This is a genomic window from Streptomyces europaeiscabiei (assembly GCF_001550375.1).
Classification (GTDB): Bacteria; Actinomycetota; Actinomycetes; order Streptomycetales; family Streptomycetaceae; genus Streptomyces; species Streptomyces europaeiscabiei.
Genome location: NZ_LRTR01000283.1, coordinates 1 through 23907 on the forward strand (window position 1 = coordinate 1; position 23907 = coordinate 23907).

General features: G+C 70.6%; 22 protein-coding genes and 3 tRNA genes. 13 read left to right on the forward strand and 12 right to left on the reverse strand.

Annotated elements, in window-relative coordinates; all coding sequences use genetic code 11:
• Positions 1 to 298: 298 nt before the first annotated feature.
• From AWZ10_RS13625 to AWZ10_RS13680, 12 genes are all read left to right on the forward strand, one after another.
• Positions 299 to 389, forward strand: a tRNA-Ser gene (locus AWZ10_RS13625).
• Positions 390 to 588: 199 nt separating this feature from the next.
• Positions 589 to 661 (forward strand) — tRNA-Arg (locus AWZ10_RS13630).
• 209 nt (positions 662 to 870) lie between these two features.
• Positions 871 to 1476, forward strand: a complete 606-nt coding sequence (locus AWZ10_RS13635) for a signal protein (protein WP_244172483.1) — start codon at positions 871 to 873, stop codon at positions 1474 to 1476.
• Between the two features lie 293 nt (positions 1477 to 1769).
• Positions 1770 to 1991 carry a hypothetical protein gene (locus tag AWZ10_RS13640; protein WP_013002359.1) on the forward strand — a complete coding sequence of 74 codons (222 nt, stop codon included), beginning with the start codon at positions 1770 to 1772 and terminating at the stop codon, positions 1989 to 1991.
• A gap of 240 nt (positions 1992 to 2231) precedes the next feature.
• On the forward strand, positions 2232 to 3131 hold the full coding sequence (locus tag AWZ10_RS13645; RefSeq protein WP_063809764.1) for a DUF2797 domain-containing protein: 900 nt from the start codon (positions 2232 to 2234) through the stop codon (positions 3129 to 3131).
• A gap of 133 nt (positions 3132 to 3264) precedes the next feature.
• On the forward strand, positions 3265 to 3741 hold the full coding sequence (locus AWZ10_RS13650) for an antibiotic biosynthesis monooxygenase family protein (protein WP_060891173.1): 477 nt from the start codon (positions 3265 to 3267) through the stop codon (positions 3739 to 3741).
• 252 nt (positions 3742 to 3993) lie between these two features.
• The gene (locus tag AWZ10_RS13655; RefSeq protein WP_020115793.1) at positions 3994 to 4734 is read left to right on the forward strand and encodes a response regulator transcription factor; all 741 of its coding nucleotides are present in this window, start codon (positions 3994 to 3996) and stop codon (positions 4732 to 4734) included.
• Positions 4731 to 6446 (forward strand): sensor histidine kinase, encoded by a 1716-nt coding sequence (locus AWZ10_RS13660; protein ID WP_046708597.1) that lies wholly within the window; start codon positions 4731 to 4733, stop codon positions 6444 to 6446. Before AWZ10_RS13655 ends, AWZ10_RS13660 begins: the two co-directional genes overlap by 4 nt.
• A gap of 26 nt (positions 6447 to 6472) precedes the next feature.
• Complete coding sequence (locus AWZ10_RS13665) at positions 6473 to 8113, forward strand: bifunctional glycosyltransferase family 2/GtrA family protein (protein ID WP_060891175.1); 1641 nt, start codon at positions 6473 to 6475, stop codon at positions 8111 to 8113.
• Positions 8110 to 10377 carry an ArnT family glycosyltransferase gene (locus AWZ10_RS13670; RefSeq protein ID WP_060891176.1) on the forward strand — a complete coding sequence of 756 codons (2268 nt, stop codon included), beginning with the start codon at positions 8110 to 8112 and terminating at the stop codon, positions 10375 to 10377. The genes AWZ10_RS13665 and AWZ10_RS13670 overlap by 4 nt, the downstream gene beginning before the upstream one ends.
• A gap of 166 nt (positions 10378 to 10543) precedes the next feature.
• Positions 10544 to 12064 carry an MFS transporter gene (locus AWZ10_RS13675; RefSeq protein ID WP_060891177.1) on the forward strand — a complete coding sequence of 507 codons (1521 nt, stop codon included), beginning with the start codon at positions 10544 to 10546 and terminating at the stop codon, positions 12062 to 12064.
• Positions 12065 to 12194: 130 nt separating this feature from the next.
• A complete protein-coding gene (locus AWZ10_RS13680) occupies positions 12195 to 12956 on the forward strand; it encodes a TetR/AcrR family transcriptional regulator (protein WP_060891178.1) in 762 nt (253 codons plus the stop codon).
• A 117-nt stretch (positions 12957 to 13073) separates the two neighbouring features.
• Here AWZ10_RS13680 and AWZ10_RS13685 read toward each other — a convergent pair whose 3' ends face one another.
• The 4 genes from AWZ10_RS13685 to AWZ10_RS13700 form a co-directional block, all read right to left on the reverse strand.
• Positions 13074 to 13544 carry a PPOX class F420-dependent oxidoreductase gene (locus AWZ10_RS13685; RefSeq protein ID WP_037689449.1) on the reverse strand — a complete coding sequence of 157 codons (471 nt, stop codon included), beginning with the start codon at positions 13542 to 13544 and terminating at the stop codon, positions 13074 to 13076.
• 96 nt (positions 13545 to 13640) lie between these two features.
• Positions 13641 to 14462, reverse strand: coding sequence for a YceI family protein (locus tag AWZ10_RS13690; protein ID WP_046707332.1), 822 nt, complete (start codon positions 14460 to 14462; stop codon positions 13641 to 13643).
• Between the two features lie 70 nt (positions 14463 to 14532).
• Positions 14533 to 16959: an MFS transporter gene (locus AWZ10_RS13695; RefSeq protein WP_060891179.1), complete on the reverse strand. Its 2427-nt coding sequence runs from the start codon at positions 16957 to 16959 to the stop codon at positions 14533 to 14535.
• Positions 16960 to 17130: 171 nt separating this feature from the next.
• On the reverse strand, positions 17131 to 17601 hold the full coding sequence (locus AWZ10_RS13700) for a MarR family winged helix-turn-helix transcriptional regulator (protein ID WP_046707331.1): 471 nt from the start codon (positions 17599 to 17601) through the stop codon (positions 17131 to 17133).
• Between the two features lie 172 nt (positions 17602 to 17773).
• Between AWZ10_RS13700 and AWZ10_RS13705 the strand changes: the two genes are divergently transcribed.
• Positions 17774 to 17983 (forward strand): hypothetical protein, encoded by a 210-nt coding sequence (locus AWZ10_RS13705; RefSeq protein ID WP_037689442.1) that lies wholly within the window; start codon positions 17774 to 17776, stop codon positions 17981 to 17983.
• A 510-nt stretch (positions 17984 to 18493) separates the two neighbouring features.
• Here AWZ10_RS13705 and AWZ10_RS13710 read toward each other — a convergent pair.
• The 8 genes from AWZ10_RS13710 to AWZ10_RS13740 all read right to left on the reverse strand — a co-directional run bounded on the left by AWZ10_RS13710 (position 18494) and on the right by AWZ10_RS13740 (position 23683).
• On the reverse strand, positions 18494 to 19414 hold the full coding sequence (locus AWZ10_RS13710) for an RNA polymerase sigma factor SigF (RefSeq protein ID WP_046707330.1): 921 nt from the start codon (positions 19412 to 19414) through the stop codon (positions 18494 to 18496).
• Between the two features lie 519 nt (positions 19415 to 19933).
• Entirely contained in the window at positions 19934 to 20821 is an 888-nt protein-coding gene (locus AWZ10_RS13715; RefSeq protein ID WP_046707329.1) for an RNA polymerase sigma factor SigF, read from the reverse strand.
• 237 nt (positions 20822 to 21058) lie between these two features.
• Positions 21059 to 21352, reverse strand: a complete 294-nt coding sequence (locus AWZ10_RS13720) for a Dabb family protein (protein WP_046707328.1) — start codon at positions 21350 to 21352, stop codon at positions 21059 to 21061.
• A 34-nt stretch (positions 21353 to 21386) separates the two neighbouring features.
• Positions 21387 to 21563: a hypothetical protein gene (locus AWZ10_RS52340; protein ID WP_037689432.1), complete on the reverse strand. Its 177-nt coding sequence runs from the start codon at positions 21561 to 21563 to the stop codon at positions 21387 to 21389.
• A gap of 140 nt (positions 21564 to 21703) precedes the next feature.
• Positions 21704 to 21788 (reverse strand) — tRNA-Ser (locus AWZ10_RS13725).
• 89 nt (positions 21789 to 21877) lie between these two features.
• A complete protein-coding gene (gene tadA, locus AWZ10_RS13730; protein WP_037690285.1) occupies positions 21878 to 22309 on the reverse strand; it encodes a tRNA adenosine(34) deaminase TadA in 432 nt (143 codons plus the stop codon).
• 118 nt (positions 22310 to 22427) lie between these two features.
• Positions 22428 to 22961, reverse strand: a complete 534-nt coding sequence (locus AWZ10_RS13735; protein ID WP_037689430.1) for a tRNA adenosine deaminase-associated protein — start codon at positions 22959 to 22961, stop codon at positions 22428 to 22430.
• A 536-nt stretch (positions 22962 to 23497) separates the two neighbouring features.
• Complete coding sequence (locus AWZ10_RS13740) at positions 23498 to 23683, reverse strand: hypothetical protein (protein WP_051947419.1); 186 nt, start codon at positions 23681 to 23683, stop codon at positions 23498 to 23500.
• Positions 23684 to 23907: the final 224 nt, after the last annotated feature.

Sequence of the window (23907 nt, forward strand, 5' to 3'; positions counted from 1 at the left end):
CTGGGGGGCGCGGCGAGAGGGAGCGGGCGCGTGGCCGGGGTGCGGGCGGGAGACTGCGGGCGGGCGGCGGGAGGACTCTGCGACATGACCTGACTAACGCCACGCCCGGCCCACGGTTGCGGCGCCGCGGCGCCCCGTCTCCACCTCGTCCCGTCAGCCCGCCGCACCGCCTCCGACGTGCCATACGGCTTTGCCCTGCGGCCTCTTTGCCTAGTACCGTGGGTGCCGATTGGTGACAGCCCACTCGGCTGTGTCATCATCTGCACGCACCATTCGCGCTCGCGCGGGCGGTTGTGCTGGAGGCGTCGCCTAGTCCGGTCTATGGCGCCGCACTGCTAATGCGGTTTGGGACTTCAATCCCATCGAGGGTTCAAATCCCTCCGCCTCCGCGCTTGATCACCGAAGCCCCGGTCCACCCGACCGGGGCTTCGTCGTTCCCGCCCCGCTCCGAGAGTGCCCCCACAGGGTCTTTTCCCAGGTCACAAGGGCTATGGATAACGGATTTCACAGGACGACGGCAGTCATGTAATGTTCTTCCTGTCGCCGCGAGCGGGCCGAAAGGGCCGGGATCGGCGGAAAACAAAACAAGCACTCGTAGCTTAACGGATAGAGCATCTGACTACGGATCAGAAGGTTGCAGGTTCGAATCCTGCCGAGTGCACACAGGTGAGAGGCCCCGGAGAGATCCGGGGCCTCTCGCGTTTCAGGGGCGTACAGCAGCGAAGTGCGGCAACCGTGATCGTGGCCCAAGTGGCTCGGCCGGCGCGCGGATAGGGTGTCCGCGCATACCGCACGGCGACCGGGGGGTCGTGGCACTTGTGCGGCACGGGAGGGGCACTCATGAAGATCAGGACCGGCGGAGCGGGACTCATGACCATGGTCCTGGCGGCACTGGTGGGATGCGGGGGCAGCCCGGCCGGGGGATCAGAGGACTCGACGGCTCCTGCTTCAGGTGCGCCGTCGTCGGCGCAAGCCCGTCTCTCTCCCGAGGATCTGCAGAGCCGATGGTGGACATGGGCAATGTCGGAACCTGAACGCACCAACCCGGTCGCCGACGAGGACGGAAGCGACTGCGAGCGCAACCAGCCGCAGGACATGTGGTTCCTGGCGGGCACATTCGGCACTCAGGCCGAGCGCACCTGCAGCATCCCTGACGGGGTCCCTGTCGCGTTTCCCCTGGTGAACCTGATGGGTGACCCGGCGGACTGCGCAGACTTCATGAGCACGGCCAAGGGATCCGCGGTCCTGGACGGCAAGAAGGCCGACTCGGAGACTTTCCGAGGAGAGACGATTTCCGTGGAGGGTGTCGCCGACAACCCCATCACAGGCACGGACGAGCGCTTCACGGCTACCGGGTGCGGCCTGTGGGTCCGGTTGCCCCCGCTGAAACCAGGGAAGCACACGCTGACCATTCGCGGTCAGGCACAGGACTTCTCCGTTGGTGTGGACTACTCCCTGACCGTGGCTGCCGCGTAGGCGAAAGACGCGCGGGAGACCCCGAGTTCGGGGTCTCCCGGAGAACAGGTCACGGTTACGGGGTGCCGGTCCGGTCGAGCGTGCCCACAGGCTCCGGCGTGCGCGTTCCGCGGCACGGTGCCGGTGCCGTCGAATCCTGCCGGGTGCACATCGACCGCGGGCTCCGGAGAGATCCGGGCCTGTGGCATTGGTGCTGACCGCGGGCCTGCGGGAGGGCCTGGAGGCGGTCGGCGGAGGGTCTGAGGGCGGAACGCGGCGGACGGCCGGATACGAGTGGGCGCATACTGGTCGAGATGACAAAGCCAGGTGCACCGAAGCGCTATTTGCCCACCAGTCCCTTCAAGGCCCCGGTCGCCCCGCCTCCCAAGCACTTCGCGGTGGGCGACCAGGTCACGCACGACATGTACGGCCTCGGCCGGGTGATCGGCATCGAGGACGGGATCGCCGCGCTCGTCGATTTCGGATCGGCGCGACAGCGGATCTTGAGCCCGTACACCAAGATGAGCAAGCTGTAGGACCAGAACAAGACCAGGACCAGGCCCCAAACCAGGCCCCAAACCAGGCCCAGAACCAGGGCCAGGGCCGACGGCGGGTTCGCTCCGGAGGGGGCGCGCTCTGCCATGCCTCCCGCTCCGCCACGTCGCCCCCGCCCCGCCATGCCGGCGCGGCATCACCGCCTCCGACGACGAACCTCGTTCAGGCCCCGGACCGCCGGGTGGAGGCGTTGTCAGTGGTGCCCTCTAATGTCGTGAGGGATGGCACGCGTGTGGAGATGTACGGGGCTGCGGTGGGGCGCGGACGGGCCGCTGCTGGAGTGGGCGGGCGGGCGTGGGAGCCCGTTGCCGCAGGGGAAGGCGGTGGCTTTCGCGGTCGTGAGCGAGGGGCGACGGACGTGTGCCGGGGCCCGGGGGAACTCGTGTCCGCTGCGTGCGGGAGTGCCGGGGCGGAGCACCGGGGGCCGGTGTGAGGAGTGCGCGCGGCTCGACCGGGCGCATTCCGTGGCCGCCGACACGATCGCCGATGATCCGCGGCCGTATCACGTGTACCTCGCGTGGTTCGGGCCCGGAATGGTGAAGGTCGGGATCACAGCGGTCGAGCGGGGGCCGGCGCGGCTGTTGGAGCAGGGCGCGGTCTCCTTCGGGTGGCTCGGCCGGGGGCCGCTGATGGCCGCGCGGCGGGCGGAGGAGGTATTGCGGGCCGCGCTCAAGGTGCCCGATCGGATTCCGTACGCCGAGAAGCGGGCCGTGCGGGCCGGCCTGCCGCCCGCCGAGGAGCGTGCCGGTGAGCTGGCGGTGCTGCATGGGCGGGCCCTGGGGCTCGCGGGGTGGCCCGAGTCGTTGGAGCCTGTGCCGTTCCAGGCGGTCGATCATTTCGAGGTGTTCGGGCTCGACGGATTGCCGGCCGCGGACGGTGTGGTGAGTGAGCTGGTCGCGGGCGGGGCCGTGGGCGGTGCGGTCCTCGCCGTCGCCGGGCCCGATGTGCATCTGGCCACCGGGCGAGGGGTCGTCGTCCTCGATACACGGCTCATGACCGGCTGGGAGCTGACCGCTCCCGTCGGAGTCGGAGAGGGAGCCAGAGCCCACGGCGCCCTCACCGTGCCCGTACGGGAGATGAAGAGTCCGGGGGACGGAAGCGTGCAGGACGGGCTGTTCTGAGAGGCCTTGGCGGCGGGGCCCGGCGCGGCGGGGCGCGGTGCGCGGGCACGGCGGGTAAAGACTTCGATCCCTTTTGGATCCCGTCCGGAAAAGGCTGTGGACGTCGGTCGCGGCTTGGCCGGAGAGTGATGCCATGAGTGATCAGCGGATAGCACCTGACGGAGCGCCCGACGGAGCGCCCGACGGAGCGCCTGGCGGAGCGCCCGATGGAGCGCCTGGCGGAGCACGTGACGGCGCATTTGGTGGCGCACCGGACGACGCGGCTGTCGTCGCGCCCGTCCTCGCCCATGAACCCCCGTACTACGCCGTCGTCTTCACCTCCACGCGGACCGCGGACCAGAGCGGGTACGGGGAGACCGCCGAGCGGATGGAGGAGCTGGTGAAGGGTGTGCCCGGGTTCCTCGGGATGGATCAGGCTCATACGCCCGGCGGGCCGGCCATCACCGTGGGGTACTTCCGGGATGCCGCAGCCGTGGAGGAGTGGCGGGCCAATGTCGAGCACCGTGCGGCGAAGGCGCGGGGGCGGGCCGAGTGGTACGAGAGCTACTCGTTGCACATCGCCAAGGTCGAGCGCAGTCACAGCTTCGTGAGAGGAGGAGGCGAAGCATGACGGCGCTTGCATAAAGGCGGGGTCAGGGCAGGGGCGCGGGGCGGTTTTCCTGTGGCCGCGAAGCTGTGGGGTCGCGGTGAGGCGGCCTGGGAAACGCCGTGGGAACGATCAGAAACGTGCTGGTCGGCGGGGTTGGTGTCCGAGAAGTCGGGGATCTACCCAGGGGTTGCCTGAGAGGCGCCTGTGCGTTTCTCAGAAAAATCACAGGTTCCGGAAAGGGTGTTCTCAGGGGGCCCCGACAAGGTGTCCAGCATGACCACGACCTCGCCCCAGGGGCGCACCGAACTGCTGAGGCCGGACGGGAGCCCCGTCCGAGTGCTTGTGGTGGACGACGAGCTGTCGATCACCGAACTGCTGTCCATGGCCCTGCGCTATGAGGGATGGCAGATCCGGAGTGCGGGGGACGGCACGGGTGCCCTCCAGACCGCCCGGGACTTCCGGCCCGACGCCGTCGTCCTCGACATGATGCTGCCCGACATGGACGGGCTGACCGTTCTCGGACGGCTGCGGCGCGAGCTGCCGGAAGTGCCGGTGCTCTTCCTGACCGCGAAGGACGCGGTCGAGGACCGGATCGCCGGGCTCACCGCCGGCGGTGACGACTACGTCACCAAGCCGTTCAGCCTCGAAGAGGTCGTCGCCCGGCTGCGCGGGCTCATCCGCCGCTCCGGTGCGGCCGACCGTCGCTCCGACTCCGTGCTCGTCGTCGGTGACCTCATGCTCGACGAGGACAGCCACGAGGTGTCGCGCGGCGGGGCGAACATCCACCTCACCGCCACCGAGTTCGAACTGCTGCGGTTCCTGATGCGGAACCCGCGACGGGTGCTCAGCAAGGCGCAGATCCTCGACCGTGTGTGGTCGTACGACTTCGGTGGCCAGGCCAACGTGGTCGAGCTGTACATCTCGTACCTGCGGCGGAAGATCGACGCCGGGCGCGAGCCGATGATCCACACTCGGCGTGGGGCCGGATACCTGATCAAGCCCGCCGCGTCATGAGCGGGCGACGACGGACGCGTACGCAGAGGCAGCCGAAGCCGGGCCGAGGGCGTGGACGGCAGCCGCGCACGCTGCGTACGCGGCTCGTCGTCTCCGCGGTGGCGTTGATCGCGGTGGTGGCCTCCGTCATCGGGACGGTGACGACGTTCGCGCTGAGTGAGCATCTGTACGAACAGCTGGCGGACAACGTCCAAGAGATCGCCAAGCGCACCGACGGGCCCAAGGGGCCGGGCGGCGGGCAGGCCGGGGCGCCGGGCAGCACCAGAACCATCACCCTGACGACGGATGAGAAACTCGGGTTCGTCACGAAGGGCGGTTCGCCGGAGTACACGATCGGCGCCGTCGTGGAGAACGGGACCATCGTCAAGGGGGTGGTCGGCGAGCTGGCGACCTCCGGCACCACCGGGCAGCCGGACATGACGGCCGTCACGCTGAGCGCGGCGGACCTCGCCGCGCTCGCCAAGGTCTCGCAGGACGGCAACGCGCACAGGGTCAGCCTTCCCGACCAGGGGGATTACCTGGTCAGGTACGAGACCAACCGTGACGGTGACAAGTTCTACGTGGGTCTGCCCACCGACTCCGTCACCAAGACCCTCAGCACCCTCATCGTCGTCGAGCTCAGCGTCACCGGCGCCGGTCTCGTCGCCGCCGGTATCGCCGGCTCCGTCCTCGTCGGCGTGGCCCTCCGACCCCTGCGCCGGGTCGCCTCCACCGCGACCCGGGTCTCCGAGCTGCCCCTGCACACCGGCGAGGTGACCCTCAACGAGCGGGTGCCGGCCTCCGAGACCGATACGCACACCGAGGTCGGCCAGGTGGGTGCCGCGCTCAACCGCATGCTCGACCACATCCACGGCGCCCTGCACTCGCGGCAGGAGAGCGAGACGCGCGTACGGCAGTTCGTCGCGGACGCCAGTCACGAGCTGCGGACCCCGCTCGCGTCCATTCGTGGGTACGCCGAGCTGACCAGGCGCGGCAGGGAGGAGATCGGGCCCGACACCCGGCACGCGCTCGGGCGGATCGAGTCCGAGTCCTCGCGGATGACCATGCTCGTCGAGGATCTGCTGCTGCTCGCGCGGCTCGACGCCGGGCGGCCGTTGCAGTTCGAGCGGACCGACCTCATCCCCCTCGTCGTGGACACCGTCAGCGACGCGCGCGTCGCCGGGCGGAGCCACAACTGGCGGCTCGACCTGCCGGACATCCCCGCGCTCGTGTCGGCCGATGCCGCACGGCTTCAGCAGGTGCTCGTCAACCTGCTGGCGAACGCCCGTACGCATACCCCGCCCGGTACGACCGTCACCGCGCGCGTCCAGCGGCGCGGGCCGTGGATGTGCGTCGATGTCGAGGACAACGGGCAGGGCATCCCGGAGGACCTGCTGCCGCACGTGTTCGAGCGGTTCGCGCGAGGCGACTCCTCGCGCTCCCGGGCCTCCGGGTCGACCGGGCTCGGGCTCGCCATCGTGCAGGCCGTGGCCGACGCGCACGGCGGTGCCGTGACCGTCGACAGCGTGCCCGGCAGGACCGTGTTCACGGTGCATCTGCCGGCCCTCGGACGGGACGTGCCGCCGCTCGACGACGCCGCGAACTGGCAGCTCGACGAGGGGCAGTACGACGGCGAGCACGACGGCGAGTTCGACGGAAACGACATGGTGACCGGCGCAACAAACCGGCAACCGGACTCACAGGCACAGCACAGTGTGAGCACACGGGCATAACAGAGCGGCTCGCGAATGTGGTCGTCATGCGAACCGACTCTTCTCCCGGCACTCTGCCGGCGCGGGAGCACCTCCCGGCCGGAAACGCCGGTACGCCTGTCCTGGACGTAGTGATCCCCGTCTACAACGAGGAGAAGGACCTCCAGCCGTGCGTCCTCAGACTGCACGAGCACCTCGCGCGCACGTTCCCGTACGCCTTCCGCATCACGATCGCGGACAACGCGTCCACGGACACCACCCCGCAGGTGGCCGCGCGGCTGGAGGCGGAGCTCCCGGAGGTCAGGTCCTTCCGGCTGGAGCAGAAGGGGCGCGGGCGGGCCCTGCGGACCGTGTGGTCCGCGTCCGACGCGCCCGTCCTCGCCTACATGGACGTGGACCTGTCCACCGACCTGAACGCTCTGCTGCCGCTGGTGGCCCCGCTGATCTCCGGTCACTCGGACCTCGCGATCGGCTCCCGGCTCGCCCGCTCCTCGCGGGTGGTGCGCGGCACCAAGCGCGAGTTCATCAGCCGGGCGTACAACCTGATTCTGCGCGGCTCGCTCCAGGCCCGCTTCTCGGACGCGCAGTGCGGGTTCAAGGCGATACGCAGGGATGTGGCCCAGGTGCTGCTGCCCCTGGTCGAGGACACCGGGTGGTTCTTCGACACCGAGATGCTGGTGCTGGCGGAGCGGGCGGGGCTGCGGATCCACGAGGTGCCCGTCGACTGGGTCGACGACCCGAACTCGACCGTGCACATCGTGAGGACGGCGACCGACGACCTCAAGGGTGTGTGGCGGGTCGGCAAGGCCCTCGCCACCGGATCGCTCACGCTGGACCGGCTCGCCCGGCCGTTCGGGGACGACCCCCGGGACCGCGAGATCCAGGACGTGCCGCGCGGCCTCGCCCGCCAGCTCCTCGGCTTCTGCGTCGTCGGCGGCCTCTCCACCCTCTTCTACCTGCTCCTCTACAGCGGCTTCCGGACCTTCTCGGGGTCGCAGATCGCCAACGCGCTCGCCCTGCTGGTCTCGGCGGTCGCCAACACGGCGGCCAACCGGCGCCTGACGTTCGGTGTCCGCGGCCGGAGCGGTGCCGTCAAGCACCAGGCGCAGGGCCTGGTGGTGTTCGGCATCGGTCTGGCCCTCACCAGCGGCTCGCTGGCCGCCCTGAACGCGGCGACCTCCGACCCCGCGCACTCCACGGAACTGGCGGTCCTCGTCGCCGCCAACCTCGCGGCGACGGTGCTGCGGTTCCTGCTCTTCCGGGCGTGGGTGTTCCCGGACCGGGGCGACGGGTCGCCCACCTCTCCTTCCGCTTCGGGCTCGACCGTCGTGGCCTCGCACCAGCCCGCCCACGCGGCCTCGCCCACGCCCGCGTACACGGCGTCGACGGGGGTGCGTCCCGGTCAGCCCGGCCCCTACGGCCACCAGGACCGGTTCCACCCGATGTCGCGGCGCGCGACGGCACCCCAGAACGACCGCGCCGAGTACGCGACGGACCGCGCCGAGTACGCGACGGCGCCCGGAGTCCCTTACGCCAACGCCCCTTACGTCAACGCCCCGTACGGGAACGCCCCGTACACCACGACCCAGTTCCGCGCCGGTGAAGCCGCGGACCGCACCTGGGGGGACGCGACCATGCGGATGCGGCCGGTGCGCCCGCACGATCAGGATTCGAGGAACGCACGATGACCACGCAGTTCGAGACGACGAGCCGGCCGGGGGGTCCCGGCCCCGGGTGGGATCCGTCGACGACGGCCCACCAGGAAGCGGTGGTTCCGGAGGCGCCCGCCGAGCCCCCGGCTCCCGGAGCCGGTGAACCCAGGCAGCCCTTCGCGAAGCGGCTGTGGAGAGGCCGGCCCGAGGACCACAGCTGGATCCGCCCCGGCTTCCTCCTCACCCTCCTGCTCATCGGCGGCCTCTACACCTGGAACCTCACGGCCTCCGGCTACGCCAACTCCTTCTACTCGGCGGCCGTGCAGGCGGGCAGCCAGTCGTGGAAGGCCTTCTTCTTCGGCTCGCTCGACTCCGCCAACGCCATCACCGTCGACAAGCCCCCGGCCTCGCTGTGGCCGATGGCGCTGTCGGTGCGGCTCTTCGGCCTCAACTCCTTCGCGATCCTGTTCCCGCAGGTCCTGATGGCCGTGGCCACCGCCGGGGTGCTGTGGGCGGCCGTACGCCTTCGCTTCACCGCCACGGCCGGCTTCCTCACCATGGCGGTGTTCGCGCTCACGCCCGTCGCCGCGCTGATGTTCCGCTTCAACAACCCGGACGCGGCCCTCGCGCTGCTGATGGCCGCCGCGGTCTACTGCACACAGCGCGCCATGGAGAAGGCGCAGACGAAGTGGCTGGTCTGGGCGGGTGTCGCCATCGGCGTCGCCTTCCTGGTCAAGACCCTGCAGGCCTTCCTGATCCTGCCGCCCCTGGCGATCGTGTACGCCGTCTTCGCGCCGGCCTCGATGAAGAGGCGGATCAGCCAGGTGCTGCTCGCCGGGCTCGCGATGGTCGTCGCCGGTGGCTGGTGGGTGGCGATCGTGGAGCTGTGGCCCGCGTCCTCCCGCCCGTACATCGGCGGTTCGCAGAACAACTCCTTCCTCGAACTGACCTTCGGCTACAACGGTCTCGGCCGTATCAACGGCGAGGAGACCGGCAGCGTCGGCGGTGGCGGAGGCGGCGGCAACTGGGGCGAGACCGGCTGGGACCGGATGTTCAGCTCCTCCATCGGCGGCCAGATCTCCTGGCTGATCCCGGCCGCGCTGATTCTGCTGGGCGCCGCGATCTGGGCCACCCGGAAGCTGAAGCGCACCGACACCGCCCGCGCGGACTTCCTCCTCTGGGGCGGCGCGCTGCTGATCACCATGGTGGTCTTCAGCTTCATGCAGGGCATCTTCCACGAGTACTACACCGTGGCCCTGGCCCCCTACATCGCGCCGCTGATCGGTATGGGCGCGGCTCTGCTCTGGGACCGGCGGAGCAAGCTCTGGGCGTCGATCACCATGGCGGCCGCCATGACGGCCACGGCCGTCTGGGGTTACGTCCTCCTCAACCGCTCGTCCGACTACCTGCCCTGGCTCAAGTGGGTCGTGCTCGTCGGCGGCCTGGTCGCCGCGCTCGGCCTGGTCTTCGTGGCCAGGCTCGGCCGGCAGCTGGCCCTGGCGGTCGTGGGCCTGAGCTTCGTCACCGCGGTGGCGGGCCCGACGGCGTACACGCTCACCACGCTGGGCGAGGGGCACACCGGCTCGATCGTCACGGCCGGTCCGTCCGTCCAGGGCGGCCGGGGCGGCGGTCCTGGTGGCGGTGGCGGCATGGGCGGCGGTCCTGGTGGCGGCGGTGGCGGTATGCCGGGCCAGAACAACCAGCAGGGCAACGGCCAGAACCAGCAGGGCGGCCAGAACGGCCAGAACGGCCAGAACGGCAACGGTCAGACGGGCCAGCCCCCGACCGGCGGCTTCGGCGGCGGCCAGAACAACCAGCAGGGCCGGCAGAACGGCAACGGTTCCACCCAGAACCAGCAGCAGGGCCAGGGCAACGGCCAGACCCGCAACGGTGATGGCGGCGGCATGGGTGGCGGAGGCGGTGGAGGCATGGGCGGCCTGATCAACGGCACCTCCGTCGGCGACGAGGCCAAGGAACTGCTGGAGAAGAACGCCGGTGACTACACCTGGGCGGCAGCCGCCATCGGCGCCCAGAACGCGGCGAGCTACCAGCTCTCCACCGGCGACCCGGTCATGGCGATCGGGGGCTTCAACGGCACCGACCCGTCCCCGACCCTCGCGGAGTTCAAGAAGTACGTGGAGGACGGCAAGATCCACTACTTCATCGCCAGTGGCTCCGGCGGAGGCATGGGCGGCAGCAGCGACGGCACCTCCTCGCAGATCAGCTCCTGGGTCCAGGAGAACTTCGAGTCGGTGACGGTCGACGGCACGACGTTCTACGACCTGACGCAGGCGAAGTAGCAAGTAGCCAAGACCGCGGTGGGAGCGGGGCGGTGGCCCGGGGTGCGGACGAACCCCCGGGCCACCGCCCTTCTCGTACGTCCGCGTGTCTCGTACGTCCGCCCTTCTCGTACGTCCGCACGCTTGTCGTTGTACGGCGTATGGGAACTGTTCTACGGTGTAGAGCATGTCCCCCTCCGCCGCTCCCACCGTCCCCTCCCCACCCTCCAACCCCTCCACCCAGGGCCACCCCCAGCGCTGGCTGATCCTCGGCGTCATCTGTCTCGCCCAGCTCACCGTCCTGCTGGACAACACCGTGCTGAACGTGGCGATCCCGTCCCTCACGGAGGAGCTGGGGGCGGGCACGTCGGACATCCAGTGGATGATCAACGCGTACTCGCTGGTGCAGTCGGGCCTGCTGCTCACCGCGGGCAGCGCGGCCGACCGCTACGGACGCAAGAAGATGCTGATCGCGGGCCTGGTGCTGTTCGGTATCGGCTCGCTGATGGCCGGACTCGCCCAGTCCACCGGGCAGTTGATCGCCGCGCGGGCCGGGATGGGCGTCGGCGGCGCGCTGCTGCTCACCACGACCCTCGCCGTCGCCATGCAGATCTTCGCGCCCGAGGAGCAGCCGAAGGCGATCGGCATCTGGGCCGCGGTCAACGCGCTCGGCTTCGCGGCCGGACCTCTCCTCGGCGGCCTCATGCTCGGCCACTTCTGGTGGGGCGCCATCTTCCTGATCAACCTGCCGGTCGCCGCACTGGGCGTGGTGGCCGTGATCGCCCTGGTCCCCGAGTCGAAGAACCCGCAAGGGGACCGGCCGGACCTGCTGGGCGCGCTGCTGTCGACCGTCGGAATGACCGCCCTCGTCTACGCGATCATCTCGGGCCCCGAGCACGGCTGGACGTCCGGCCGGGTGCTCGCCCCGGCCGCCGTCGCCGTGGTCGTCCTCACGGCCTTCGGGTACTGGGAGAGCCGCATTCCGTACCCCATGCTCGACCCGCACTTCTTCCGCGACCGCCGCTTCACGGGCGCCGTCGCCGGCGTGGTCCTGATCACCTTCGGCATGGGTGGCGCGCTCTTCCTCCTCACCCAGCATCTGCAGTTCGTGCTGGGCTACGACGCGTTGGAGGCGGGGCTGCGGACCGCACCCCTCGCCCTGGTCGTCGTCGCGCTCAACTTCTCCGGGCTGTCGGCGAAGTGGACGGCGAAGCTCGGGATGCCGGTGTCGATCGCGCTGGGCATGGTGCTGATGTCCGGCGGACTGGTCTCCATCGCGACGATGGCCTCCGGAGGTTACGGCGGGACACTGCTCGGGCTGGTGCTGATCGGGGTGGGCTGCGCGATCGCCAACCCCGCGATGGCGCACGCGATCATGAGCGCGATTCCGCCGGCCAAGGCGGGGGTGGGGGCCGGGATCAACGGCACGCTCGCGGAGTTCGGGACAGGGCTGGGGGTGGCGGTGCTGGGAGCGGTGCTCAACTCCCGGTTCACGGCGCTGATCCCGGTGGTGGCGGCGTCGTTGCCCGCGGCGTTGGGGGCGGCGGACACGGCTGCGGAGAGGGCCGAGGTGATGTCCGCGTTCTCCTCCGGGCTGGAGACGAGTCTGCTGGTGGGGGCGGTGGCCGTACTGCTCGGGGGGTTGGTGGCGGCGGGGCTGCTGCGCAGGGCGGAGAAGGGGGATGTGGAGCTGGTGGGCGCCTCATAGCGCGGGGGTTCTGTGCGGGGGGCCCGCGGATGGGTTCGTGGTTGCTCGTGGCGTTCCCCGGGCCCCTGAAAGGCGCGCCGCGCGCCTAGCATCGTCACCGGCGGAGAAACGTGTCTCGGAAGGTGCGGTCATGGTGCGGGGAGCCGGTCGGGCCGAGGGGTCCGCGCGAGCCAGTGTCTGGCTGGAAGGCAAGGCGCGGGACGGGCGGGGTCGGCAGCCGTCGGGGCTGGACCGGGAGCGGATCACCGGGACGGCCGTGCGGCTGCTGGACGCGGAGGGGCTGGGCAAGTTCTCGATGCGCCGGCTGGCCGCCGAGCTGAACGTGACCGCGATGTCGGTCTACTGGTACGTGGACACCAAGGACGACCTGCTGGAACTGGCGCTGGACCAGGCGTTCGACGAGATGCGGCTGCCGGCGGCGGACTCCGGCGAGGACTGGCGGGACCAACTGCGCACACTGGCCGGGGAGTACCGGGCGGTCCTGGTCCGCCATCCCTGGGTGTCGCCCCTCGCCGGCACCTTCCTCAACATCGGCCCGCACTCGCTCGACTTCTCGCTCGCCGTGCAGCGCGTGATCCGCCGCACCGGCCTGCCCGCGCGCGGCCAGGCCGGTGCCATCTCGGCGGTCTTCCAGTTCGTGTACGGCTTCGGCACCATCGAGGGCCACTTCGTCCAGCGCTGCGCCGCGGCCGGCATGACCCAGGAGGAGTACTTCCGGCACGCCATGAGCGCGGTGTCCGACACCCTCGAACCCCACGAGGTCATCCAGCACTCCGCGGACCTCATGGAGGCCCGCGGCGGCGACACGGTCGAGGAGATGCGCGCCTATGACTTCACCTACGCCCTGGACACCCTCGTCGCCGGCATCGAGGTGATGGCACAGCGGGGCTGACCCCCCACCCGCACCCCGGCGGCGCCGGGAACCCGCCCGTCGGGCCCGATGCGCGCAGTCGGCGTGCGGAGCCGATGTGCGGAGCCGGTGTGCGGAGCCGGGTGCGCAGTCGCTGGGTCAGTCGTTGTGAACCATGCGTGCGGGGAAGCCGCCGGTCGCCACCGGCCCCCACCTCTCCGGAGTGACCCGGATGATCGACTTGCCCTGCTTGACCATGGCGGCCCGGTACTCGTCCCAGTCCGGGTGCTCGCCCGAGATGTTCCGGAAGTACTCCACCAGGGGTTCGACCGAGTCCGGCGAGTCGATGACCTCCGCCGTACCGTCGATCTGGACCCAGGGGCCGTCCCAGTCGTCGCTCAGCACGACGACGCTCACGCGCTCGTCCCGCTTGGCGTTACGTGTCTTGGCGCGCTCGGGATACGTGGAGACCACGATCCGGCCCGAGTCGTCGACGCCGCAGGTCAACGGCGATGCCTGCGGGCTGCCGTCGGCCCGCCGGGTGAGCAGGAGCGCCCGGTGCCGGGGGCGTACGAAGTCGAGCAGCTCTTCGAGGGAGACCGAGGTGTTGGTCGCGATGTTCCGTGCCATGGCGGTCAGCGTAGGCCCTCGGCCCGCCCGTGAGGCTGACCCTGTCGTGCGTACCCACGCGACTCTGCCGTGCGCACCCACGCGCCACGCCTACGCCTACGGCAGCGTCTCGCCCTGGACCGCCTGCACGTCCAGCTCGACCTTCAGCGTCGTACCGATCGCCGCGATCCCCGCCTGCACCACCTGGTTGTAGTGCATGGCGAAGTCCTCGCGGCGGAGTTCGGTGGTGGCCCGGAAGGAGGCGCGCGTGCCGCCCCACGGGTCCGCTCCGGTGCCGAGGTACGCCAGGTCCAGGTCGACCGGTCGTACGACCCCGTGCATGCCCAGCTCGCCGTGGACCGTCCAGCGGTCCTGGGCGGCGGGGGTCAGGCCCGTGGAGACATAGGTGATCTCGGGGTGCCGTTCGGCGTCCAGGAAGTCCGGGGACCTCAGATGCTGGTCCCGCGTCGCGTTGCCCGTGTCGATCGAGGCGGCCCGGATCACCGCCTCCACCCGCGACTTGGTCCCCTCGTCCGGGGCCGGGGCGATCTCGATGGAGGCCGAGAAGTCGGTGAAGCGGCCGCGGACGCTGGAGATGCCGAGGTGCTGGGCCACGGCGGCGACGGAGGAGTGGGCGGGGTCGACGGTCCAGGGGCCGGGCGGGGGCAGTTCCGTGTCACCCGGCCGGGACAGGGTGACCGTGCCGATCTCCACCCGGCCGCTCGCGGTCACGAGGGCGCCGGCGGCGAACGGCGCGTGGCCGACCGCTGTGACGATCACCGTGTACGCGCCGGGCGCGAGCGCCGTGGGGTCGTGCACGTCCCCTTCGGCGTCCGCCTCGGCCCGCAGCACCTGCGTACCGGTCATGTCGGTCACCGTGACGACCGCGTGCGACACGGCCCATCCGTCCCGGGTGCGGATCCTCGCGGTCAGTCCCATGTCCGTCCAACTCCTCAGCATGCGAACCGGCCGGTGGAGCGGGGGGTGGCTCCACCGGCCGGTGGTCCGGCTACGCGCCGGGGTGGGCGAGCTCGATGTCGTGGCCGTCGACGCCGGGTCCGGCGACCGTCAGGGCCGTGGCCACGGGCGGGTAGCCGGTCGCGATGACCGTGTACTCGCCGCCGTCCAGGTCGGCGAAGGCGTACGCCCCGTCCGCGCCGGTGGTGGCCGTGCCGACCACGTTGCCCGCCGCGTCCACGAGGGTCACGCGGGCGTCGGCCAGAGCCCCGCCCGGCGCCCGTACGGTCCCCTGGAGCCGGGCCCCGGCCTCCAGGTCGATCTCGATCCGGGTGACGCCGGTGCCGCCGACCTCGACGGGCAGGGCACGCGGTCGGAACCCGGCGGCGTTCACCGCGACGGTGACCCCGCCCGGCACCAGCTCGCCGAAGCCGAACTCGCCCTGTTCACCGGTGACCCCGCCGGCCAGCACGTCCCCGCGCACATCGGTCACCACGACCATGGCGTCCCGCACGGCCTGCCCGGTCCCGGCGGCCCGCACCACACCGTTCAGCCCGCTCGTCCCGCTCAGCAGGATGTCGTACGCGACCGGCTCGCCGTTCACGACCACGGTGGACGCCTGCGGCTGGAACCCGTCGGCGGCCGCGATCAGGACGTACGACCCGGCGGCGGGCGCGTCCACCGCGTAGGCCCCGTCGGCGCCCGCGACCGAACTGCCGAGCTGCCGACCGCCGAGCGAGATCAGGGTGACGGCGGCCCGCGGTACGGGCGCGCTCTCGGCCCCGCGGACGTGACCCCGTACGGGAATCCCGCCACCGTCGCCCGATACCGAAGCGGCGGCCGAAGCGGCGGCCGGAGCGGCGGCCGGAGCCTCGATCTCGGCGGAGGTCGCCGCCACCGAAGCCATGGCCATGGCCGGGGCGGGCGACGCGTCCGGCACGTCCGTCGCCCCGTTGGTCCCCGTCGCCCTGCCCTGCGCGGCCTGGGCGAGCGCCCCGGTGGTCCGCAGCGGGACCTCCTTGATGAAGAACGAGAAGACGAGCGCGAGGGCCGCGAAGGGGGCGGCGTAGAGGAAGACGTCCCCGATGCCGTGGCCGTAGGCGCTCTCGATGACCGTGCGGATCGGCGTGGGCAGCGCGTCCAGGTCGGGGATCTCGCCGTGGCCCGTGGAGGAGCCGGACACGCCCAGCTTGGCGAGGCCCTCCTCGGCGTAGTTCGAGATCCGGTGGCTCAGGACCGCGCCCAGCGCGGAGACGCCGATCGCGCCGCCGAGGGAGCGGAAGAAGGTGACGACCGAGCTGGCGGCGCCGAGGTCGCTCGGGGCGACCTGGTTCTGGGTGCACAGCACCAGGTTCTGCATCATCATGCCGACGCCGAGCCCGAGCAGCGCCATGAAGATCGCCACGTGCCAGTACGCGGTGTCGTACCGGAGCGTGCCCAGGAGTCCGAGACCGGAGGTCACCAGCACACCGCCGGCGAGCAGCCAGGCCTTCCAGCGGCCGGTGCGGGTGATGACCTGACCGGAGACGGTCGACGAGACGAACAGGCCGGCGATCATCGGGATGGTCAGGACACCGGACATGGTCGGCGACTTGTCGCGGGCCAGCTGGAAGTACTGGCTGAAGAAGATCGTGCCCGCGAACATCGCGACACCGACGAAGAGCGAGGCCAGCGAGGCCAGCGCGATCGTCCGGTTGCGGAAGAGCCGCAGCGGCATGATCGGCTCGCTCGCCCTGGACTCGACGAGCAGGAAGACCGCGAGCAGCGCGACCGTGCCGCCGACCATCGCGTACGTCTGCCACGACACCCAGTCGTACTTGTCACCGGCGAAGGTCACCCAGACCAGCAGCAGGCAGACCGCGGCGGTGATGAGGAGGGCGCCCGCCCAGTCGACCTTGACCTTGCGCCGGACGACCGGCAGGTGCAGGGTCCGCTGGAGCACGATCAGGGCGATGACGGCGAAGGGCACACCGACGTAGAAGCACCAGCGCCAGCCCAGCCAGTCGGTGTCGGTGATGACACCGCCGACCAGCGGGCCGCCGACCATGGCGGTCGCGAAGGTGGCGCCGAGGTAGCCGTTGTAGCGGCCGCGCTCGCGCGGGGAGATCATCGCCGCGAGGATGATCTGGGCCAGCGCGGAGAGCCCGCCCATGCCGACGCCCTGGACCGCGCGGAATCCGATGAGCATCCCGGCGTTCTGGGACAGTCCGGCGGCGGCCGACCCGAGCACGAAGATCACCAGTGCGAGCTGGATCAGCAGCTTCTTGGAGAACAGGTCGGCGAGCTTGCCCCACAGCGGGGTGGACGCGGTCATCGCGAGCAGCGACGCGGTCACCACCCAGGTGTACGCGCTCTGCCCGCCGCCCAGGTCCTTGATGATGTCCGGCAGCGCGTTCGACACGATCGTCGACGACAGGATCGCCACGAACATGCCGAGCAGCAGCCCGGTCAGCGCTTCCATGATCTGCCGGTGCGTCATCGGGGCGTGGTCGCCACCGCTGTGGGGGGCACCCTTGACGGTGCCTCCTCCGTGCTTGGCGTGAGCCCGCACACCGGCTGGTGTGGTCGTTGCCATGGGGCTTTTCCTTTTCCTACGGGTCTTTGCGGGTGTACGGGTTGTGGTGGTGGCCGTTACGCGGGTACCGGTCGGCTACGTGGGCGTACCGGTCGGCTGTGCGGCCGTACGGGTCGGCGCGGTGGCGTCGAAGCTCTCGCGCAGCCGACCCAGGAGCCGGGCGAGCTGGGCGACCTCGTCGTCGGACCAGTTGCTCAGCCGGGCGGCCATCAGCCGACTGCTGCGCCGGTCCAGCTCCGAGACCACGGCCCGGCCCTCGGGGGTCAGGCGCAGGATGCGTGAGCGTTTGTCGACCGGGTCGGGGAGGCGTTCGATCCAGCCCCGCTCGGCTACGTGCGCGACATGACGGCTGGTCACCGACATGTCCACCGAGAGCAGTTCGGCGAGCCTGCTCATCCGCATCTCGCCGTGCCGGCCGAGCAGGGTCAGGACTCCCGCCGATCCGCCGGGGCACTCGTGCGGCAGCATCCTGGTGAGCTCCCTCTTCACGGCCCCGATGGCACTGAGCTGGCGAACCAGCTCCTCGTAGTGCGCTTGCCCGGCCATGGAGCCCCTCCCGCTTTTGTTGCTTAGGGCAACCATAGGAGTGGATGGTTGCTGCAGGCAAATTAAATCGGGGTTCTGCGGCCCAAGTCTTGGCAAAGGAGAACAGTCGGACGGTTGCGGGCGGACGCCCCCGCTTGGGCGCGTCCTCCCCGATTCGCTAAGGTCTCGGGCCATGGCTGACAACCAGGGCCCCCAGGGCACCCACGACCCCGCGGGCAGCACGCAGATGTTCCGCGCCTTCGTCGACGAGACGCCTTCCGGCGGCCGTGCGGCCGCCTCGGCCGCGGCGGCCGGGTCCTCCGGGCCACGGGTAGGTGTGATCGTCGGTGTGATCGCCGCGGTGGCTGTGGTGGCCGCCGTGGTGTGGCTCGCGTTGATGTAGGCGCCGGCTCGGCGGGCGGGTGCCTACTCGTCCGCCGGGTTCTGTGATCCCGCGGCTGCGGGTCCGGTGGGGCTGGTCGCGCAGTTCCCCGAGCCCCTGACGGACCACGCACCGCGCCCCTGGAGGACCACGCACCGCGCCCCTGGAGGACCACGCACCGCGGTCTTGAAGGGCCATGCCCCGCGGTCCTGAGGGGCCGTGCCCCGCGGTCCTGAGGGGCCATGCCCCGCGGTCCTGAGGGGCCATGTACTGCGGTCCTGAGGGGCCATGTACTGCGGTCCTGAAGGCGATGGCCCTGCGGGCTTGACTGCCGATGGGGCTGCGGGCCGAAAGGCGCGGGGCGCCGCCCCGGCTTCTCAGTGGCGCGGGGAACTGCGCGAGCAACCACACGCGACCCGCATTCGCCCACCCAACCGGCACCCAACCCCTACGTGTCCCTACGCACGACCAACCGCCGGGCTGCCCTGGAACTCGGCACCCCGGCGGTCACGTGTCAACGCGTGGCCGGACTCAGTCCGAGATCAGGCCCTCGCGGAGCTGGGCCAGGGTCCGGGTGAGAAGGCGGGAGACGTGCATCTGGGAGATGCCGACCTCTTCGCCGATCTGGGACTGCGTCATGTTCGCGAAGAACCGGAGCATGATGATCCGGCGCTCGCGGGGCGGCAGCTTGGCCAGCAGCGGCTTGAGGGACTCGCGGTACTCCACGCCCTCCAGCGCCGTGTCCTCGTAGCCCAGGCGGTCCGCGAGGGAACCCTCGCCGCCGTCGTCCTCGGGGGCCGGGGAGTCCAGTGACGACGCCGTGTAGGCGTTGCCGACCGCGAGGCCGTCGACGACGTCCTCCTCCGACACGCCCAGTACGGCGGCGAGTTCGGCGACCGTCGGGGAGCGGTCGAGCTTCTGGGACAGCTCGTCGCTGGCCCTGGTGAGGGCCAGACGCAGCTCCTGGAGGCGGCGCGGAACCCGGACCGACCACGAGGTGTCGCGGAAGAACCGCTTGATCTCGCCCACGACCGTCGGCATCGCGAACGTCGGGAACTCCACGCCCCGTTCGCAGTCGAAGCGGTCGATCGCCTTGATCAGGCCGATCGTGCCGACCTGGACGATGTCCTCCATCGGCTCGTTGCGCGACCGGAAACGTGCGGCGGCGTAACGCACCAGCGGGAGGTTGAGCTCGATGAGGGTGTCCCGCACATAGGCACGCTCGGGGCTGTTCTCGTCAAGTGCGGCCAGCCGCAGGAACAGGGAGCGGGACAGGGTGCGGGTGTCGATGTTCGCCGAGGCCGTCAAGGCCGGAAGGTCAGTCACCGGCGGAGCCTGGGGACCGGGAAGGTCCTCAAGCGCCCGAGGGTCCTGAGGGGCCTGGAGAGCGTCGGGCGCGGTCTCGCTCTTGTCGAGCGTGAGCACCTTCGAGCTGCCCTGGTCTGCGGACATGCCACCCCCTTTGGGTCGCGGACGGTCGCGGCGGACGCTCCGTCGTAAGGAACGCAGCCTCCACCTGAATACCGGCGGCGAGGCCACGGCAAACGCGCTGGGGAGAGAATGTCACACGTCGGCAACGCGATGTAGTGACATGTCGACATGGAGAGGGTGAATAGGCCCTGGAAACAGGTGGTATGACGGGCTTTCAGCCTAGTTCCATCGGAAAGGGCGTCGATAAGCAATTCGCTCGCACCGGTGACATCTCGACAGCGCATTCGGTCACGCCCATGGCCTGCGCACGCGTCCCGCTGGCCGATTCTGTGCGCCCCGCCTGCCATCGTGCGCCCCGCGTGCCCCACGGTCCGTCCGGGAAGGTGCGGGGGCTTCTGGTTACCGAAGGTCACCCGCCCCGTTCCGGGTGCAGCGCCCGGAAGGGGCGCGGGGAACTGCGCGACCAGCCACGACGGAACCCGCACCCGCGAACCGGAGAAACCCGGCAGACGAGTAGGCACCCGGCATCAAGCGGAGCGCCTACGCCTCGATCCGGTTGGCCGACCGCAGCCGCGCGAAGCTCCGGGCCAGCAGGCGTGACACATGCATCTGGGAGACCCCCAGCTCCACGCTGATCTGCGACTGCGTGAGGTTGCTGTAGTAGCGGAGCAGCAGGATCCGCTGTTCGCGCTCGGGGAGTTGGACGAGGAGATGCCGTACGAGGTCGCGGTGCTCGACGCCGTCGAGCTCGGGGTCCTCGTAGCCCAGCCGGTCGAGCAGCCCCGGCATCCCGTCGCCCTCCTGGGCGGCCTCCAGGGAGGTCGCGTGGTACGAGCGGCCCGCCTCGATGCAGGACAGGACCTCCTCCTCGGTGATGCGCAGCCGCTCGGCGATCTCGGCGGTGGAGGGGGTGCGCCCGAAGGCGGTCGTGAGGTCCTCGGTCGCGCTGTTCACCTGCACCCACAGCTCGTGCAGCCGGCGCGGGACGTGGACCGTGCGGACGTTGTCGCGGAAGTACCGCTTGATCTCCCCGATGACGGTCGGCATCGCGAACGTCGGGAACTGCACGCCCCGGTCCGGGTCGAACCGGTCGATGGCGTTGATCAGCCCGATGGTCCCGACCTGGATCACGTCCTCCATGGGCTCGTTGCGGGAGCGGAAGCGGGCGGCCGCATAGCGCACGAGCGGGAGATTCGCCTCGATGAGCGCCCCTCTCACGCGGTTGTGCTCCGGAGTGCCCGGCGTCAGGTGCTTCAGCTCGCCGAACAGCACCTGGGTGAGGGCCCGGGTGTCGGCGCCGCGACGTTTCTCCGGGGCGGGGGCGGTGGCCTGGGCTGTGACCTGGGCCGACGCTGGGTCGGGGGCCGGGACTTCTTCCTGGGGAGGCGCAGTACTGGCCGACAAGGTCAACGCCACCTCTTCATCCATCAACTCAACCGTCAAAAGCGGTCATAGCATCACAAGACATGTGCACTGTGAGCAAGCACCGCATCTCGCCGTGTTGAGCGAGAGTTGAAGACGTGAGGCGCAATCGGGTGTAAAAAGCCCCGCACTGTTCGAGTGCGGGGCGGGAGGAGCGGCCGTACTGCTCGGAGGCCGCAGTACGGCTCGGAGTCCGGCGTACTGCTCGGAGTCCGGAGTACGGCTCGGAGTTCTGTGTACGGCTCAGAACTCGTAGTCGGCGATGATCCACGTGGCGAACTCGCGCCACAGCGCCACGCCCGCCTGGTGGTCCGGGTGCTCGGCGTAGGTGCGCAGCGCGTCCGTGTCGTCGAACGCGGAGTTGATCGCGAAGTCGTAGGCGATGGGGCGGTCGCTGAAGTTCCAGCCCAGTTCCCAGGAGCGGATCTCCTCGATCGTGCCGTCGAGTGCGCGGAAGGCGTCCACGCCCTTCACCACTCGCGGGTCGTCGCGCTCGACGCCCTCGTTGAGCTTGAAGAGGACCAGATGGCGGATCATGGGCGCTCCGGGAAGGTCGTACGACGTGCGGGGGCTACTGGGCCCCGTCGGCGATCCAGGTGAAGAAGTCGCCGACGGCCTGGGCCGCGTTCGAGACGCCCTCGAACCCTATCTGGACGTAGTCGGCGGCGTTCTCCGGGTCCGTGATGATCACGTAGAGCACGAAGACCACGAGCACATACAGTGCGATCTTCTTCCCTTGCACCGCCACCGCGGCCTCCCCCGTCTCCTGTGCCCAGTGGGCCCTATGGGTCCCTCTTTGTCGGCGGCGAGTGTAACCCGATCATGCGTTCGCAGGAGAGGGCGGGAAACGCACGAAGGGCCCCGTCTGACGACGGGGCCCTTCTTCAGCGGTAGCGGAGGGATTTGAACCCTCGGTGACTTGCGCCACACTCGCTTTCGAGGCGAGCTCCTTCGGCCGCTCGGACACGCTACCGAGAGAGACCTTACAACAAGGTGGGGCGTGCTTTGAAATCGGTATGGGGCGGGGCCCACGGCCGGCGCCGAGGGGATGCCGGTGAGTCGTCAGCGGGTTCGGAAGAAGTCGGTGAGGATCCTGGCGCAGTCGTCGGCGAGGACGCCCTCGACGACCTCGGGGCGGTGGTTGAGGCGGCGGTCGCGTACGACGTCCCAGAGGGAGCCGGTGGCGCCGGCCTTCTCGTCGCGGGCGCCGTAGACGACCCGGTCGACCCGGGACTGCACGAGGGCGCCCGCGCACATCGTGCAGGGTTCGAGGGTGACGACCAGGGTGCAGCCGGTCAGCCGCCACTCTCCCAGAACGGCGGCTGCCCGGCGGACGGCCAGCACCTCGGCATGGGCGGTCGGGTCGCCGGTCGCCTCGCGTTCGTTGTGCCCGGTGGCCAGTACGGTCGTGCCGTCCGGGGACAGGACGACCGCACCGACCGGGACGTCACCGCCCTCGGCGGCCCGACCGGCCTCGGCCAGGGCGAGCCGCATCGCGGCCCGCCAGGGGTCGCGCACCGGATCGGGCCCGCCCGGTGCCTCCGCGTCGGTCGCGTCGGTCACCGGGGGAACACAGCCGATGGAATCAGTGGACCTGGCGGACTCGGCGGACTCAGCGGACCGTCTCCAGGACCTCCGACGCTCCGAGGGCGTCGGCGATCGAGCTGAGGGCGTCGTCGGCGTCGAGGGCGCGCAGCTCCTTCTCGCCCACTCCCAGGTCGTCGAGGATCTCGATGTCGCCGACGGGGCTGTGCGGCACGGCCTCGGCGGACGTGTCGTCATCGTCATCGTCGTCGGTGTCGGACTCGCCGTCCTCGGTGCCGTCGAGGTCGAGGGAGTCCAGGTCGGGCTCGTCCTCGCCGGGCTCCCTTCCGAGCAGTTCGTCGGTGAGCAGGATCTCGCCGTAGCTGCTGCGGGCAGCGGCGGCGGCGTCCGAGACATAGATACGAGGGTCGTCCTCGCCATCGATGCGGACGACGCCGAACCAGGCGTCCTCCTGCTCGATGAGCACCAGCACCGTGTCGTCGCCGGGCGAGGCTTCACGGGCCAGGTCGGCCAGATCCGACAGGGTTTCCACATCGTCGAGCTCTGTGTCGCTCGCTTTCCACCCGTCTTCGGTGCGCGCGAGCAGTGCGGCGAAGTACACCGTGACTCTCCCACTGGTCATAGGTGTGCCGGTTGGGGGTCCCCCCGGCGGAGGCTGTGGGTGGGGAGGCTTGCGGTCCGAGCCCCACCCACTCGGAATCGTGGCAGAAACAGAGCGCTCAGGGGACGTCTTCGGCTCCCTGTGTCCGGCTCTTTTGATCGCCGGGGGATCCGCCGTCCACCTGCGCACCCGTTGCCGCCACCAGCGGATCGTACGCGGAGATCCCGGCCGCATATGCACGACCACCCCGTGAACGCCCCACACATACTCCACGAACCTGGCACATGGGTCTCGCGGGGAGGACGGGGTGGGGCCGGCGGTGACGGGAGGAGACGGGTAACCGGATGGGGAGGCAGGGGGCGGCGTGCGCGTGGACGTCGAGGAGGGAGGGGCGTGGAAGGGCAGGTCGAGGCCGGGGAAATGAGGTGACGGGGCAACAGGGAGAGGCCGGGGAAGGGGCGGAGGAGGTCAGCGAAGGCCGGCTGCGCGGAGGCGCCGGGGTGGGTCGACGACGGCGGGGGCGGGTTGGCCGGAGGTCACCAGCGGAAGGTGCGCATGCGCATGGCGTGGCGGAGTCGGGCGGCCTTGGCGCGGCGCGGCTGGACCCGGTCGCGCAACTCCCGCGCCTCTGTCAGCTCCCGCAGGAACTGCGCCCGCCGCCGTCGACGCGCGGCATCGTTCTCCCGCCCGCCGCCCTGCACCCCGTCAGCCGTACGCGCCACCTCGTCGGCTGTCCGTGCTGCTCTGCGGGAGGCTCGCGCCGTGTCTTCGGCTGTCTGAGCTGGTCCGCCAGGCGCCCGCGCCGTGTCTTCGGCTCCCCGCAGCGTCCCGCCGGACGCCTGGGCCGTCCTACCGGCCGTCTGCGCTGCCCCACCGCCGGTGCGCGCCGCCCTGCCGCCCGTCTGCGCCGGACCGCCTGCCGTCCGGGACGTCCCGCCCCTCGTGC